13 protein-coding genes are annotated in these 14,426 nt (G+C 59.3%); 8 read left to right on the plus strand and 5 right to left on the minus strand.

The features are described from left to right. Positions 1 to 2: 2 nt before the first annotated feature. The 4 genes from livM to BMX68_RS10810 all read left to right on the plus strand — a co-directional run bounded on the left by livM (position 3) and on the right by BMX68_RS10810 (position 4,400). Entirely contained in the window at positions 3 to 1,286 is a 1,284-nt protein-coding gene (gene livM, locus BMX68_RS10795; RefSeq protein WP_017130230.1) for a high-affinity branched-chain amino acid ABC transporter permease LivM, read from the plus strand. Beyond that, positions 1,283 to 2,158, plus strand: a complete 876-nt coding sequence (locus BMX68_RS10800; RefSeq protein ID WP_017130229.1) for an ABC transporter ATP-binding protein — start codon at positions 1,283 to 1,285, stop codon at positions 2,156 to 2,158. The genes livM and BMX68_RS10800 overlap by 4 nt, the downstream gene beginning before the upstream one ends. Then, positions 2,155 to 2,871: an ABC transporter ATP-binding protein gene (locus BMX68_RS10805; RefSeq protein WP_017130228.1), complete on the plus strand. Its 717-nt coding sequence runs from the start codon at positions 2,155 to 2,157 to the stop codon at positions 2,869 to 2,871. The genes BMX68_RS10800 and BMX68_RS10805 overlap by 4 nt, the downstream gene beginning before the upstream one ends. 764 nt (positions 2,872 to 3,635) lie before the next feature. Next, positions 3,636 to 4,400, plus strand: coding sequence for an SDR family oxidoreductase (locus BMX68_RS10810; protein ID WP_017130227.1), 765 nt, complete (start codon positions 3,636 to 3,638; stop codon positions 4,398 to 4,400). A gap of 18 nt (positions 4,401 to 4,418) precedes the next feature. On the opposite strand, the gene BMX68_RS10815 is transcribed toward BMX68_RS10810, so the two are convergent. The 4 genes from BMX68_RS10815 to BMX68_RS10830 all read right to left on the minus strand — a co-directional run bounded on the left by BMX68_RS10815 (position 4,419) and on the right by BMX68_RS10830 (position 8,412). Next, positions 4,419 to 5,552 carry an AGE family epimerase/isomerase gene (locus BMX68_RS10815; RefSeq protein WP_017130226.1) on the minus strand — a complete coding sequence of 378 codons (1,134 nt, stop codon included), beginning with the start codon at positions 5,550 to 5,552 and terminating at the stop codon, positions 4,419 to 4,421. A 275-nt stretch (positions 5,553 to 5,827) separates the two neighbouring features. Continuing rightward, positions 5,828 to 6,898 (minus strand): heparin lyase I family protein, encoded by a 1,071-nt coding sequence (locus BMX68_RS10820; protein ID WP_081503006.1) that lies wholly within the window; start codon positions 6,896 to 6,898, stop codon positions 5,828 to 5,830. Positions 6,899 to 7,110: 212 nt separating this feature from the next. After that, entirely contained in the window at positions 7,111 to 7,743 is a 633-nt protein-coding gene (locus tag BMX68_RS10825; RefSeq protein WP_017130224.1) for a TetR family transcriptional regulator, read from the minus strand. Positions 7,744 to 7,908: 165 nt separating this feature from the next. Then, positions 7,909 to 8,412 carry a hypothetical protein gene (locus BMX68_RS10830; protein ID WP_017130223.1) on the minus strand — a complete coding sequence of 168 codons (504 nt, stop codon included), beginning with the start codon at positions 8,410 to 8,412 and terminating at the stop codon, positions 7,909 to 7,911. A 360-nt stretch (positions 8,413 to 8,772) separates the two neighbouring features. Here BMX68_RS10830 and BMX68_RS10835 point away from each other — a divergent pair, with 360 nt between their 5' ends. Continuing rightward, positions 8,773 to 10,842, plus strand: a complete 2,070-nt coding sequence (locus tag BMX68_RS10835) for an AsmA family protein (RefSeq protein ID WP_017130222.1) — start codon at positions 8,773 to 8,775, stop codon at positions 10,840 to 10,842. Positions 10,843 to 10,969: 127 nt separating this feature from the next. Here BMX68_RS10835 and BMX68_RS10840 read toward each other — a convergent pair whose 3' ends face one another. Further along, positions 10,970 to 11,500 carry a ferritin-like domain-containing protein gene (locus BMX68_RS10840; RefSeq protein WP_017130221.1) on the minus strand — a complete coding sequence of 177 codons (531 nt, stop codon included), beginning with the start codon at positions 11,498 to 11,500 and terminating at the stop codon, positions 10,970 to 10,972. Between the two features lie 277 nt (positions 11,501 to 11,777). Between BMX68_RS10840 and BMX68_RS10845 the strand changes: the two genes are divergently transcribed. The 3 genes from BMX68_RS10845 (at position 11,778) to BMX68_RS10855 (ending at position 14,417) form a co-directional block, all read left to right on the plus strand. Continuing rightward, complete coding sequence (locus BMX68_RS10845) at positions 11,778 to 12,668, plus strand: esterase/lipase family protein (protein ID WP_017130220.1); 891 nt, start codon at positions 11,778 to 11,780, stop codon at positions 12,666 to 12,668. Positions 12,669 to 12,874: 206 nt separating this feature from the next. Next, complete coding sequence (locus tag BMX68_RS10850; protein ID WP_017130219.1) at positions 12,875 to 13,171, plus strand: PsiF family protein; 297 nt, start codon at positions 12,875 to 12,877, stop codon at positions 13,169 to 13,171. Positions 13,172 to 13,406: 235 nt separating this feature from the next. Next, entirely contained in the window at positions 13,407 to 14,417 is a 1,011-nt protein-coding gene (locus tag BMX68_RS10855; RefSeq protein WP_017130218.1) for an AI-2E family transporter, read from the plus strand. The last annotated feature ends 9 nt before the right edge of the window (positions 14,418 to 14,426 follow it).

A 14,426-nucleotide genomic window follows, 5' to 3' on the forward strand; every position in this document is an offset into this window, starting at 1 on the left:
CGATGTCTTCAAGCACTAAAAAAACCATTGATCTCAAAAGAAGCCTGACTGACGCGATCCTGGCCGGTCTGGTCGCCCTGATTGTGTTCGGCCCGATTGTCGGCGTGGTCCTCGACGGCTACGGTTTCAACCTCGAGGCCACTCGGGTGGCCTGGATTGTCGCTATCGTCATGCTGGGCCGCTTTGCCTTGAGCCTGTTCCTGCAGACGCCCAAGGGATTGCGCATTCTCGCCGGTTTCGAAAGCAGCGGCTCGGGCGTGCATGTGCTGGCGCCGGACTACAAGTCGCGCCTGCGCTGGATGGTCCCCCTGGTGATAGTCATCGCCGTGGTGTTCCCGTTCTTCTCCAACTCCTACCTGCTGGGCGTGGTCATTCTCGGCTTGATCTACGTGCTGCTGGGACTGGGACTGAACATCGTGGTGGGCCTCGCGGGTTTGCTCGACCTCGGTTATGTGGCGTTCTACGCCATCGGTGCCTACGGACTGGCACTGGGTTATCAATACCTGGGGCTGGGTTTCTGGACGGTATTGCCGCTGGCCGCGATCGCCGCCGCATTGGCCGGTTGCATCCTCGGCTTCCCGGTATTGCGTCTGCACGGCGACTACCTGGCCATTGTGACCCTGGGTTTCGGCGAGATTATCCGCTTGATACTCAACAATTGGCTGTCGCTGACCGGTGGCCCGAACGGCATGCCCGCGCCGCTGCCCACCTTCTTCGGTCTCGAGTTGGGCAAACGGGCCAAGGATGGCGGTGTCCCGTTCCATGAGTTTTTCGGCATTGCCTACAATCCGGACGTGAAGTACTACTTCATCTACGCGGTGCTGTTCCTGGTGGTGCTGGCGGTGCTGTACATCAAGCATCGCCTGGTCAAGATGCCGGTCGGGCGTGCCTGGGAAGCCCTGCGCGAAGACGAGATCGCCTGCCGCTCGATGGGTCTCAATCACGTACTGGTCAAGCTGTCGGCGTTCACCATTGGCGCCTCGACGGCCGGTCTGGCGGGGGTGTTCTTTGCCACTTACCAAGGCTTCGTCAACCCGACCTCGTTCACATTCTTCGAATCGGCACTGATCCTTGCCATCGTGGTCCTCGGCGGCATGGGCTCGACCATCGGCGTGGTGATTGCGGCCTTTGTGCTGACGGTGGCCCCGGAGCTGTTGCGTGGTTTCGCGGAATACCGTGTGCTGTTGTTCGGCGTGTTGATGGTGTTGATGATGATCTGGCGCCCGCGCGGCCTGATTCGGATCAGCCGTACCGGGGTGACCCCGCGTAAAGGAGTAGCGCCATGAGCGAAGTCGTCCTCTCGGTCGAGAAACTGATGATGCACTTCGGCGGCATCAAGGCATTGAGCGATGTCAGCCTCAAAGTCCAGCGCAACTCGATCTTTGCCCTGATCGGCCCCAATGGAGCCGGCAAGACCACAGTGTTCAACTGCCTGACCGGGTTCTACAAGGCCTCTGGCGGCAAGATCGAACTCAATGTCCGGGGCGAGCAAACCAACGTTATTCAGTTATTGGGCGAATCGTTCCAACCGCTCGATTTCGTCTCGCCGAAAGCCTTCCTCAGGCGCCTGTACTACAAGATGTTCGGTGGTACCCACTTGGTGAACCGTGCCGGTCTGGCGCGGACCTTCCAGAACATTCGCCTGTTCAAGGAAATGTCGGTGTTGGAAAATCTGCTGGTGGCCCAGCACATGTGGGTCAACCGCAACATGCTGGCGGGCATCCTCAACACCCAGGGTTACCGCAAGGCCGAGAGCGATGCTCTGGATACGGCGTTCTACTGGTTGGAAGTGGTCGACCTGGCGGAGTGCGCCAACCGTCTGGCGGGCGAGCTGTCCTACGGTCAGCAACGCCGTCTGGAAATCGCCCGAGCCATGTGTACCCGGCCACAGATCATCTGCCTCGACGAACCGGCCGCCGGCCTCAACCCTCAAGAAACCGAAGCGCTGAGCGCGATGATCCGGCTGCTGCGCGACGAGCACGATCTGACCGTGGTGCTGATCGAACACGACATGGGCATGGTAATGAGCATTTCCGACCACATCGTGGTGTTGGACCACGGCATCGTCATTGCGCAGGGCGGGCCCGATGCCATCCGCAATGACCCGAAAGTGATTGCGGCCTATCTGGGCGCCGATGAAGAGGAAGTGGTGCTATGAGCCAACCCATCCTCGAATTGAAGGATCTCGATGTGTTCTACGGGCCGATCCAGGCCCTGAAGAAAGTCTCGCTGCACATCAACGAAGGCGAGACGGTCAGCCTGATAGGCTCCAACGGTGCCGGTAAATCGACGTTGCTGATGTCGATCTTCGGCCAGCCGCGGGCGGCGGACGGGCAGATCATCTACCAGGGCGTGGACATCACCCACAAGTCTTCGCACTACATTGCCTCCCACGGCATTGCCCAGTCACCGGAAGGCCGGCGGGTGTTTCCCGATATGAGCGTGGAAGAGAACCTGCTGATGGGCACCATCCCGATTGGCGATCAGTACGCCAAGCAAGACATGCAGCGCATGTTCCAATTGTTTCCGCGTCTCGAAGAGCGGCGCACCCAGCGGGCCATGACCATGTCCGGCGGCGAGCAGCAAATGCTCGCCATCGCCCGTGCGCTGATGAGCCGGCCGAAACTGCTGTTGCTTGATGAGCCGAGTCTGGGCCTGGCGCCGATCGTGGTGAAGCAGATCTTCGCCACCCTACGAGAATTGGCCAAGACCGGCATGACCATCTTCCTGGTGGAGCAGAATGCCAACCATGCCCTCAAGCTGTCGGATCGGGCGTATGTGATGGTCAACGGGCAGATCCGCCTCAGTGGCAGCGGCCAGGAGCTGTTGGTCAACGAGGAGGTGCGTAACGCTTATCTGGGCGGGCATTGATTGGCCTGTTTTGCGCTGCAACGATGAAAACCCGAAACGCCTCGCGATCCTTGGATCCGGGGCGTTTTTCATATCCATGGCGGCGGCGCGAAATTGTGGACAACCCAATTGGAAACCTCCTGAAACGCGACATAAAATCGTCGCAAATAGTTGTTTTGTCACAGGTTTGAGTTGTCCCCGTTTGCTGTGGAGGTGGCTGTGGGTAACATGGGAGTAGCTCGCTGCAGGCCTTTGAAATCGTGGCTTGTAGCGTGTTGTGTGTTTTTTGATCAGTGATTTCTCCGCAAGTCTTCAAGGTATTTGTCAACAGATTTGTTACGGTTGAGTCAGTATCGAAAACCCCAGACAAACCTGTGGATAACTCTGTGGGCAAACTCTGGAAAGACCGCCGTGAGCAGCGTAGTTGCTGGCCTGGAGCCATCTCTATGAAGTCGGCTGGATGAGCTGCTCCGGCGAGCAGTGCATACGAGGTTGTCCGGGGTCAAGCGAAAAACTTTTGAAACAAAGCTGCGAGCCTTGTGGACAGGGGGTTCAACGCTTTTCGACTTGCCCCCAGAGACTGTGGACGAGACTGTGGATAAGGTGCGCACACCGGACGCGAAGGCCCGGCCCGTCTGTCTTGATGGTGATTGAGTGTTTTTTGTACAGGCGCGGCGGCGTCAATGTCGACAACGCACACAGTTGCCGGCCTTTCTTAGGCCGGGCATGCTGGGCAACAAACGAATTTACTTGCGGCTGTAACCGCGTCGAGCAAGGAGAACACTATGACATCCACGTTGTTCATTACGGGCGCCACTTCAGGTTTTGGCGAGGCTTGTGCCCGTCGTTTTGCCGAGGCCGGCTGGAAGTTGGTGCTGACCGGCCGTCGCGAAGAGCGCCTCAACGCTCTATGCGCCGAGCTTTCCCGGCAGACCGAAGTACACGGCCTGGTGCTTGACGTGCGTGACCGCAGGGCTATGGAAACTGCAATCGCCAACCTGCCGCCGAGTTTCAGCAAGCTGCGCGGGCTGATCAACAACGCCGGTCTGGCTCTTGGCGTGGAGCCGGCACCCCAGTGCGACCTGGACGACTGGGACACCATGGTCGACACCAATATCAAGGGCCTGATGTACAGCACCCGCCTGCTGTTGCCGCGGCTGATCGCCCATGGTCGTGGCGCCGGGATCATCAATCTGGGGTCGGTTGCCGGCAACTATCCCTATCCGGGCAGCCATGTGTATGGTGCGAGCAAGGCCTTCGTCAAACAGTTTTCTCTGAACCTGCGTTGCGACCTGCGGGGCGCGGGCGTGCGAGTGACCAATATCGAGCCGGGGTTGTGTGAAAGTGAGTTCTCGCTGGTGCGCTTCGGCGGTGATCAGGCGCGGTATGATGCGACCTACGCCGGGGCCGAACCGATTCAACCGAAGGATATCGCCGACACCCTCTTCTGGGTACTTAACACGCCGGCCCACATCAATATCAACAGCCTGGAGCTGATGCCGGTGAGCCAGACCTGGGCCGGGTTTGCCATCGAGCGCGACAAGAGCTGATCACTGGACCTGTGGCAATCAGCGCAGATAGTCTGCCAGGCCGTACAGGCAAGTCGCCAGATGATAAGGCGTGGTCGACGGCATGTCCTCGCGGCTGACCACGCCCGTGGCGTCCAGGCACTCATGCCAGCCACCCTCGTGCATGAAGCGTTGTTGCAGGCTCTGGAGCTGACGCCGCAGGCGTACCGAGTTATCCACACGCATGGTCAGAGCGCGCAGGTATTCGGCTTGGGCCCAGATCCTCTGGGTGCGGTCATGCGCGCTGCCGTCGATGGCGAGCATGGCGCTGACCGCGCCGGTCCGTGGATCGACACCCGTGCGCTCGGCATATTCGAAGCCGCGCTGCATGGTGGCATGCAGGGCTGTCCCGCGCATCAGTGGCGAGGACTCCAGGAGGAACAACCATTCGAACTGATGGCCGGGCTCGAACCAGTTATCCACGGCGCCCAACGGTTTTTCCAGCATCACGTCGTGTTGGTGATCGATAAAGTTTTTTTGCAGGGCACTGGTCAAGGTGATCAGATCGTGTTGCACGCGGGCATCGTCGCGTGCCGATAGCGTGGCTAGAAATGCCTCGGCCAGGTGCATCAGCGGGTTCTGCAACGGTCCACTGCCCAGGGGAGCCCAGTCGCGGTCCAGGCTCGCCTCATACAATCCGTCACCGCTGGCGAAACGCACGGCGATCGCGTCCAGGGCGGCGTCGAGCACCGACGCCACCTCTGGCTCGCGAACTTTGGCCCAGTAGTGGGCGCAGGCGAAGAGAATGAACGCGTGGGTGTAGAGGTCCTTGCGAGCGTCCAGCGGCGCGCCTTGCGGATCGATACTGTAGAACCAGCCGCCATGCTCGGCATCATGGAAATACCGCTGCAGGGAGCGCAACAGCGCGGCGGCGCGACCGGCGGCGTCGGGGAAGGCGCTGTCGCCGATCAGGCTGGAGAACAGGTATAGCTGACGTGCGCAAGCCATGGCGCGATAACGCCGCACCGGCAACGGTTGCCCCGTGGCGTCCAACGCTTCATAGGGCAACGCCAACTCGCCATTCCAGCCAGGGCCCTGCCACAGAGGCACGATCACCTGACGAAAGTGCTGTTGCAGTGCGTCGGACAGGGCAGTCAGTGCAGATTGGGAGGTGGAGCTGGAAACATCGGGCATCGTCTGGCGTCGTCAGAGCAAGGGCGTTTGTGCGACATGGTAACAGGCAGGCCGCTGTTGTGTCAGATAGGCCGTTGCTTGCGTCATGGCGCACGAGCTTACCCGTGACAGCGCCTAAACCGTACAAGCCACTACACCTCGGTCGTCCGCGAAGCCCCCTGGCCGTGTACGAACTGTGTTCGAAGCAAGGCCAGGTCGACCCTCGATGCTGCCTGGGCGAGCGCAGCGTCGGTCGGATATGAGCTCAAGCGATGTGGTACTGTCCCAATACGTCTTTATCCTTTTGCCACACTGAAACCCGAAAACAGGCTCGTTGCCGGTTTGTGATCGCCTTCGTTGCGATACTGGCCGAATTTGGCATACGAATCGCTACTGTGGGTATCGAACATGGTGGAGATGCCTTTCTTGTCGAAGACGTTCTCGCCGTTCTTCGTCACCGAGATTTCCCCATTGCCAATGCCGCGTTTGAAGTCGATCTGAAAGTCTGCCCACTTGCCGACATCTTTTGCCGCATCTCCTGGCTTGCCGATGTTGAACACTTTCGACGGTGCGTTGCTGTCTTGGCTGGTCTTCAGATGCAACTGGTATTGGCCATTCTTGGTAGTCAACCAAGCGCGCGGGCTGGGTTTGGCGTTGTTGTGGTCGAGTACCTGAAAGAAAGTGCCATCATTGTTAGACTCACGCTTCATGCCGAACTTGAAGCTGTATGGCTGCCCTTCCTGAAGCTTGGTGCCGTCCTTGATTTCGGCGCGGGGGCTGGTGGAGTGCTCGGTATAATGGCCTTTATTGAAGTCAACCTTGATCACATTGCCACGTTCTGGATCGTGGGCCATGCCAATTTTGTCTTCCGCGGATTTCTGCACACTCAATTGGTTGCCCAGTGAGTGCTCGGAGAAATTGCCATTCGCTGGGCTGCCCGGACCGCCTGGGTGATTCTGAGGCGCGCCAGTCGGGTGTGACTGGCTGTCGATAGGGGAGTGCCCCGAGGCGCCATTACCCTTTCCACCACCGGTCACTGCGCTGTTCGACGGCTCGTCGGAGGCGTCCGATTGGCCTTTCATCAACGTGCTCAATCGCTGAAGCATGTCCTGAATCAGCGTCATCAATTGCGTCAGGGGATCACTCTGATTGTCTGGGCCCGCCATGGCGTTGTTATGCGGTTGTTGTAGGAAATTGTGATGGCTGCCGAAATTGACCGGCGAGTTTTGCATGTGCGAGTGAAAGGAAATCGGCGAATTGCCAGTACCAGTACCAGCGCCTGATTGAGTGTTTGAAGGCGTAAGGTGCTGTGTGCTGGGCGGCAACTCGAGTGCAATGGTACGGATAAGCGAATTGATCGACGTCATGGTCTCGTCCTATCGTTGAGAAGTACAAACCGCCGACGTGACAGTGGGCAGCCCTCAGAAGACTGAGTGGCGATTGCAGTGGCTCGGTTCCAAATAGAAATACAGGTAGGAACGTTGCGCGGCGTGTCAGGCTCTGTCCGAAATGTAGCTGCGCTCGCCCACGCGGTGTTGAAAGCCCGGTTTACCGGTGATGCACCGCGTCTTGTGCTGGATTACTCGGTGCTGCCGAGTCCCTGCCAGTGTTTCAAGCCGATAAAGATGAAGCGCAATTGCTGGGTAATCTTGGCTTGCGGCGTCAGGTGTTCGGGCAGCGGTTCGAGCGGCGGGTCGATGATTTCCGGCAAGGTGGCGAACACGCTCTTGACGACCAGGTCGGCTATCACCGCCAGGCCGGGAGCATCCAAGTGCCGCAACTTGGGCATCAGGGTCAGGTCGGCGGCCAGATCGGAGCTGATGTGTTCGCGCAAGGTGGCGATGGCCTGGCGTACCCGCAATGAGCCGCCGTACTGCTCGCGAGCGAGAAACAGGAATTGTGAACGGTTCATCGCCACGACATCGAGGAAGATCCTTATCGAGGCATCAATGATTCCGCCCATGATGAATTCGTTGTGGCGAACCAGGCGGATGGTTTCCCGGAAGGTCTGGCCGACTTCGCAGACCAGCGCCAGCCCGAGCTGGTCCATATCGTCGAAATGTCGGTAGAAGCCGGTCGGCACGATGCCGGCGGTTTTCGCCACTTCCCTCAGGCTGAGGCCACCAAACCCGCGTCCACCCTCCATCAGTTGGCGCGCGGCGTCCATCAGGGCATGTCGGGTTTGTTGTTTCTGTTCGGCGCGAGGCAGCATCGAGAGAGGGGTTTTTCCGCAGGACAAGAGCGCAGCACTCTAGCAAATCAGCTTTGCCTGCGTCGAATGCGGTGGAGCAACAAGCGCGTGATGCGATGAGGCGGGGTTCCAGAAATGCCAAAGCCCGATCCAGGAGATCGGGCTTTGTTCCAGGCCAGCATGGGTTTAGCTCAAGGACTGATGACGTTCGGCCAGGCGATCGGCACCGCCTTCGACGATCAGGCCCTTGTCTCTCAGGCGATCATTACCACCTTCGGCGAGCGTTTGGCCTTTCTGGTTTTGCGGGGTCCGGTCACTGCCATCGGCGGCCAGGGAACGGATTTGTGGGGCCCGGTCGGAGGTGTCGTCCGAAGCCTGCAGACGACCTTGTGGAGTCCGTGCCGAACCATCGGCGGCCAGGGTCTGACCTTTCTGGTTTTGTGGGGTGCGGTCACTGCCATCGGCGGCCAGGGAACGGATTTGTGGAGCCCGGTCGGAGGTGTCGTCGGAAGCCTGGAAGCGGTCCTGCGGAGTCCGTGCCGAACCATCGGCAGCCAGGGTGTTGAGCGACTGGCTGACAGTGCCGTGGCTGCTTTGAGCTTGTGGCGTGGCTTGTTCGCGGGCCGGCAAGGCATAGGCGTTGGCAGCGAGGACGGCAAGGGTAAGGCTGAGTAGGAATTGGCGTTTCATGATCGGTTGCTCCGTGAGAAAGCTATAAAGTGGGTACGAAGCCAATGCTACTCTTGCAAAATCGATATGAAAGTTCATAAAGACAATGGTAATAATCAACGGAATTGATTGTTCTACCCCGACCCCTCTAGATCGGGGCTTTCCGAGCGTTACCCTGTGTTTTGTATTGGGTATTTTCTACCCACACCTAGGTCGTGAGAGGGTATTTACGGGGAAAATTTGCCTTGCCAGGCAGTTTCGGTGACTCCGAATTTGTCGATTAATGGCCTTTTGCATTAAACCTTGGCGGGTGTTCGTCAGTCGTAAAGGTATTGTGCATCGCTTTTTTGGACGTTCAGTTGTCATTAGGAGCCCCGTGCAATGACGCACACTCGAAAAATCCTCGCCTGGACCAGCGCCAGCCTTGTCCTGCTGCTGGCGGTGCTGGTGGCGATCATCGCGTTCTTCGACTGGAACCGGGTCAAGCCGCTGATCAATGCCAAGGTTTCCACTATTTTGCATAGGCCATTTGCTATCAATGGCAATCTGGCAGTGCGCTGGCAACGTGAGCCGGATGAGGGCGGCTGGCGGGCTTGGCTGCCCTGGCCCCATGTGATTGCCGAAGAGCTCACACTGGGCAATCCGGATTGGTCGAAGAACCGGCAGATGGTCGAACTCAAGCGCGTCGAGTTGCGGTTTGCGCCATTGTTGCTGCTGACGCGCCAACTGGCGATTCCGCGGATTGACCTGACCGCGCCAAATGCCAGTCTTGAGCGCCTGGCCGATGGTCGCGCCAATTGGACCTTCCAGTTCGACCCCACGGATCCGAATGAGCCACCGTCCGACTGGAGGGTGGATATCGGCGCCATCGGCTTTGACAAGGGGCATGTGAGCCTGGATGACCAAAGCCTGGACACCCGGCTTGACCTGCTGATCGATCCGTTGGGCAAGCCTGTTCCATTCAGCGATATCGTTGGCGACAGCGTGGCGAAGAAGGCCATGGAAAAGGGCGCTACGCCGCTGGATTATGCATTCGCGCTGAAGGTCAAGGGCCAGTACCATGGCCAGAACCTCGCAGGCTCCGGCAAAATCGGCGGCCTGTTGGCGTTGCAGGACGCAACCAGGCCCTTCCCGGTGCAGGCTGACGTAAAAATCGCCGATACCCGCATTGCCGTTGCCGGCACCCTGACCGACCCGCGCAATCTGGGCGCCCTGGACCTGCGCCTGACACTGGCCGGTAACAGCCTGGGCAATCTCTATCCGCTGACCGGGGTGACCTTGCCGGACTCACCGGCTTATGAAACTGATGGCCATCTGATTGCCCGACTCCATGAGCCGACAGGGGCGACCTTCACCTACGAGAAATTCAACGGCAAGATCGGCAGCAGCGACATTCATGGCGACCTGGCTTATGTCGCCAGTCAGCCGCGTCCCAAGCTTAGTGGGATGCTGGTATCCAACCAACTGCTGATGACCGATCTGGCTCCGCTGATCGGCGCGGACTCCAATGCCAAGCAGAAAGCCCGTGGCGGCGAAAGTCGCCAGCCCGCGGACAAGGCCCTGCCAGTAGAAGTGTTTCGTACCGAGCGCTGGCGTGATATGGATGCCGATGTGGCGTTCACCGGCAAACGTATTGTCCACAGCGCGGAGTTGCCCTTCACTGATCTTTACACCCACTTAGTGCTGACTGACGGCGAACTGAGCCTGGAGCCCCTGCGGTTCGGTGTGGCGGGCGGCAAGCTCGATGCGCAAATCCGCCTCAATGGCCGTACAGCGCCGATGCAGGGCCGGGCCAGGTTGACCGCGCGCAACTTCAAGCTCAAGCAGTTGTTCCCGACCTTCGAGCCAATGAAGACCAGTTTTGGCGAGCTCAACGGCGATGCGGACATCAGTGGCACCGGCAATTCGGTGGCCGAGCTACTGGGCACCTCCAATGGCGAGCTGAAAATGTTGGTCAACGATGGTGCGATTAGCCGGGGGCTGATGGAGATCGCCGGGCTTAATGTCGGCAACTACGTGGTTGGCAAGATCTTCGGCGACAAGGAGGTCAAGATCAACTGTGCGGCTGCGGACCTGGGGATCAAGGGCGGCTTGGCGACTACCCGGCTGTTTGTCTTCGATACCGAGAACGCGATCATCTATATCGATGGCACGGCCAATTTCGCCGATGAGCAACTGGACCTGAAGATCAGCCCCGAGTCCAAGGGCTTACGCTTGTTGTCCTTGCGTTCGCCTTTATATGTGCGCGGCAAGTTCATCAAACCCGATGCCGGTGTGCAGGCGGTACCCCTGTTGTTGCGGGGCGCGGGCATGGTTGCCCTGGGGGTGATCGCCGGTCCGGCGGCGGGGCTGCTGGCGCTGGTGGCGCCGAGTGGCGATGTGCCCAACCAGTGTGCGCCGTTGTTGGAGCAGATGCAGTCGGGCAAGGCGCCCAAGACCGTCAGCCATTGAGGGGTTGCCTCAACCTGCCGAGGCTTGTGGGAGTGGGTTTGCCCGCGAATGGAATACCGCGTTTTTCAGGTCTGGCGCCACCGTTTTTCGTCGCGATGCCGCCCAGATCGAGCTCCCACAGGGTGTGTCAAAGGTCCTTCAGGATATCCGCCATGTCATCGGCATGTTCTTCTTCCTGGGCGAGGATGTCCTCGAAGATCCGCCGCGTGGTCGGGTCCTGGTCACCGATGAATTGGATGATCTCGCGGTAGCTGTCCACCGCGATCCGCTCGGCCACCAGGTCTTCATAGACCATTTCCTTGAGGGTCTTGCCGGCCACGTATTGGGCATGGGAGTGCTGGGACAGCAGATCCGGATTGAACTCCGGCTCGCCACCCAGTTGTACGATGCGTTCGGCCAGGCGGTCGGCATGAGCCAGTTCCTGGTTGGCGTGTTCGAGAAATTCGTCGGCGGCGACGCTGGCCTTGAGGCCGGTGGCCATGAAGTAGTGGCGTTTGTAGCGCAGGGTACAGACCAGCTCGGTGGCCAGTGATTCATTGAGCAGCCGCAGGATCTCGTCGCGGTCTGCGTTGTAGCCTTCGGTGACCGCTCCGTTTTCGACATTCTTACGGGCGCGCTCGCGAAGAGTGGTTACATCGGACAGGTGCATGTCGCTCATCTCGATCTCCTGACTAATCTGGTTAGGTACCTCGCTCTGTCGGCGAGGTCGCTACCTGGTTGTGAGTCCCGACTGAGGGAAAAAGTTTTATCCAATTGGCTATTGGGGAAATCCTGGCGGCGCTCACGCCGATTGCGATAAGCCTGATCGTGGTGGGCGCGCTGGGGTTGAAATAAACAGCGGTGTCGCGTCGCTGTCATCTTCAATGCCAATGCTGGGGGTCTGACTGGCTCGTCGAAGCCAGCCTCCACTTCTTCTATCGTCATGGTAATCATCGATGTCGCAGGAACTTGCCACGCGTTATCCGTTGATATTGGTGCCGGGTATGCTCGGGTTTGTCCGTCTGGTGTGGTTTCCCTATTGGTACGGCATTGCCCCCGCGTTGCGCGGCGGCGGTGCGCAGGTGTTCGCTGTCCTGGTGTCGCCATTGCACTCCAACGAAGTGCGCGGCGAGCAGTTGCTGTTGCGGATCGAGCAAATTCGCCGCGAGACGGGGGCCGACAAGGTCAACCTGATCGGCCACAGCCAAGGCTCGCTGACCGCCCGTTATGCGGCAGCCAGACGGCCCGAGTGGGTGGCGTCCGTGACCTCGGTGGCGGGTCCCAATCATGGCTCGGAACTGGCCGATCATTTTCAGCGACACTATCGACCGACGAGCATTCGGGGGCGCCTGCTGACCCTGGTATTTTGCGCCGTCGCACGGATCATGACCTGGTTGGAAACCGGCTACCGCGGGCCGCGCCTGCCAATGGACCTGGTCGCGTCCCATCAGTCATTGACCAGCGACGGTGTGGCACTGTTCAATCGGCAATACCCGCAAGGATTACCGGATATCTGGGGCGGACAAGGGCCTGAGTCGGTCAATGGAGTACGTTATTATTCCTGGTCCGGCACCTTGCAACCGGGCATTACCGATCGTGGGCGCAACCTGTTCGACGGCACGAACCGCAGTTGCCGGTTGTTCGCCAGGACCTTTATCCGCGAAGCAGGGCAGTGCGATGGCATGGTCGGGCGCTACAGCTCGCACTTGGGAACGGTGATTGGCGATGACTATCCCCTCGACCATTTCGATATCGTCAACCAGTCATTGGGCTTGGTGGGCAAGGGCGCCGCGCCGATCCGCCTGTTTGTCGAGCATGCCCGGCGCCTGAAGGAGGCGGGGCTGTAGCACTGGGCCAATTGCTGGGCAGCCCTCGGCCTCGATCTACTGTCGCTATGCGGAGTTTGAGCCAGGCGGCCAGGTCGTGCCCCAGCGACATACCTGGCTTTCGCCCGAAAACCTTTCGCACAGAGCTGCGGATGGAGATGTAACCGTGTTTGTCTACACTGCTTCAGAGACCGTGCCTATCGGCGCGGTAACAAGGAGAAAACTCCATGAAGACACTGCGTATTCTTTTGTTGATGGTAGGCCTGCTTTTGTGTTCCCAGGGTTTTGCTGCCACCGCCGCGCAACAGGCCCAGCAGGATAAGATGAAGTCTTGTAACGCCGACGCCACTGCTAAGGCGCTCAAGGGCGATGAGCGCAAGACCTTCATGAGCAACTGCCTGAAAGCCGCCAAGCCCGCTACCCAGCAGGACAAGATGAAAACCTGCAATAGCGATGCGACCGCCAAGGCGCTCAAGGGCGATGAACGCAAGGCCTTCATGAGCACCTGCCTCAAGAACAAGTGATCCGGCCCGGTGAGGTCGGCGCCTGGAGACTTTGAGGTATTTCCCGTCGAGCCAGGAAATTGCCGCACTGCGGGCTGTCTCTTTGGTTATGATCCGGCGCGATAGTGGCGTTTGGTTACTATCGGTCTTTGACGCTCCGCGACTCCTTCCACGGTGCGTCCGTCGCCCCCCTAGTTCTGCCGGTGGAACGCTGGCAGACTGCTTATCCTTTGGCTGCATTTTGTTTTGAGGCTGTATGTCAGCGTTTTCCCAGCGTTACGTAGTCTTGGCCAGTTTGATCATCGTCTTCGGTGGGTTGCTGCTGGTATTGCCGTTGAAGTTGCTACCGAGCCTGCTGGCCGGCCTGCTGGTGTTCGAACTGGTCAATATGCTCACTCCCAAGCTTGAGCACCTGATTGCCGGACGGCGCGCGCGTTGGCTGGCGGTGGCCTTGCTGGGAACGTTGATCGTCAGTGTGTTGAGCCTGATCTTTGCCGGGGCCATTAGTTTTCTGTTGCATGAGGCGGAAAATCCCGGTGCCTCTCTGGGTAAGTTCATGCTCGTGGTGGACAAGGCTCGTGGGCAGTTGCCTCCGGTCATCGACGCCTACCTGCCGGCCAGCGCCGCGGAATTCCAAGTGGCTATCGGGCAATGGCTGAGCAAGCACCTGAGCGAATTGCAACTGGTGGGCAAGGACGCGGCGCATATGTTCGTGACCCTGCTGATCGGCATGGTGTTGGGAGCTATCGTGGCCCTGCAGCACGTCTCGGATGTCAGCCAGCGTAAACCCTTGGCCGCCGCCCTGTTCGACCGCCTGCGCCTGCTGGTGCAGGCGTTTCGCAATATTGTCTTTGCGCAGATCAAAATTTCCGCACTTAATACCTTCTTCACCGCGATCTTCCTGGCAGTGGTCCTGCCGCTGTGCGGGATCAAGCTGCCGCTGACCAAGACCCTGATCGTGCTGACCTTCCTGCTGGGGCTGTTGCCGGTGATCGGGAACCTGATGTCCAACACCCTGATCACTATCGTCGGCCTGTCGCTGTCGATCTGGGTGGCGGTGGCAGCGCTGGGTTACCTGATGTTTATCCACAAGCTGGAGTACTTCCTCAATGCGCGGATCGTCGGTGGGCAGATCCGTGCCAAGTCGTGGGAGTTGCTCTTGGCAATGCTGGTGTTCGAGGCCGCGTTCGGCCTGCCGGGGGTAGTGGCGGGGCCGATTTATTATGCGTATCTCAAGAGCGAGTTGAGGTTGGTCGAGCTGGTCTGAGTCCACGCC

Source organism: Pseudomonas agarici, from assembly GCF_900109755.1.
GTDB lineage: Bacteria > Pseudomonadota > Gammaproteobacteria > Pseudomonadales > Pseudomonadaceae > Aquipseudomonas > Aquipseudomonas agarici.

What these genes read in the sequence shown, in the direction of transcription:
- BMX68_RS10820 (WP_081503006.1), bottom strand. Translation starts at nt 6,898, where the DNA reads ATGACGTCGATCAATTCGCTTATCCGTACCATTGCACTCGAGTTGCCG.
- BMX68_RS10850 (WP_017130219.1), top strand. Translation starts at nt 12,875, where the DNA reads ATGAAGACACTGCGTATTCTTTTGTTGATGGTAGGCCTGCTTTTGTGT.
- BMX68_RS10855 (WP_017130218.1), top strand. Translation starts at nt 13,407, where the DNA reads ATGTCAGCGTTTTCCCAGCGTTACGTAGTCTTGGCCAGTTTGATCATC.
- BMX68_RS10800 (WP_017130229.1), top strand. Translation starts at nt 1,283, where the DNA reads ATGAGCGAAGTCGTCCTCTCGGTCGAGAAACTGATGATGCACTTCGGC.
- livM (WP_017130230.1), top strand. Translation starts at nt 3, where the DNA reads ATGTCTTCAAGCACTAAAAAAACCATTGATCTCAAAAGAAGCCTGACT.
- BMX68_RS10835 (WP_017130222.1), top strand. Translation starts at nt 8,773, where the DNA reads ATGACGCACACTCGAAAAATCCTCGCCTGGACCAGCGCCAGCCTTGTC.
- BMX68_RS10840 (WP_017130221.1), bottom strand. Translation starts at nt 11,500, where the DNA reads ATGAGCGACATGCACCTGTCCGATGTAACCACTCTTCGCGAGCGCGCC.
- BMX68_RS10830 (WP_017130223.1), bottom strand. Translation starts at nt 8,412, where the DNA reads ATGAAACGCCAATTCCTACTCAGCCTTACCCTTGCCGTCCTCGCTGCC.
- BMX68_RS10845 (WP_017130220.1), top strand. Translation starts at nt 11,778, where the DNA reads ATGTCGCAGGAACTTGCCACGCGTTATCCGTTGATATTGGTGCCGGGT.
- BMX68_RS10810 (WP_017130227.1), top strand. Translation starts at nt 3,636, where the DNA reads ATGACATCCACGTTGTTCATTACGGGCGCCACTTCAGGTTTTGGCGAG.
- BMX68_RS10825 (WP_017130224.1), bottom strand. Translation starts at nt 7,743, where the DNA reads ATGCTGCCTCGCGCCGAACAGAAACAACAAACCCGACATGCCCTGATG.
- BMX68_RS10815 (WP_017130226.1), bottom strand. Translation starts at nt 5,552, where the DNA reads ATGCCCGATGTTTCCAGCTCCACCTCCCAATCTGCACTGACTGCCCTG.
- BMX68_RS10805 (WP_017130228.1), top strand. Translation starts at nt 2,155, where the DNA reads ATGAGCCAACCCATCCTCGAATTGAAGGATCTCGATGTGTTCTACGGG.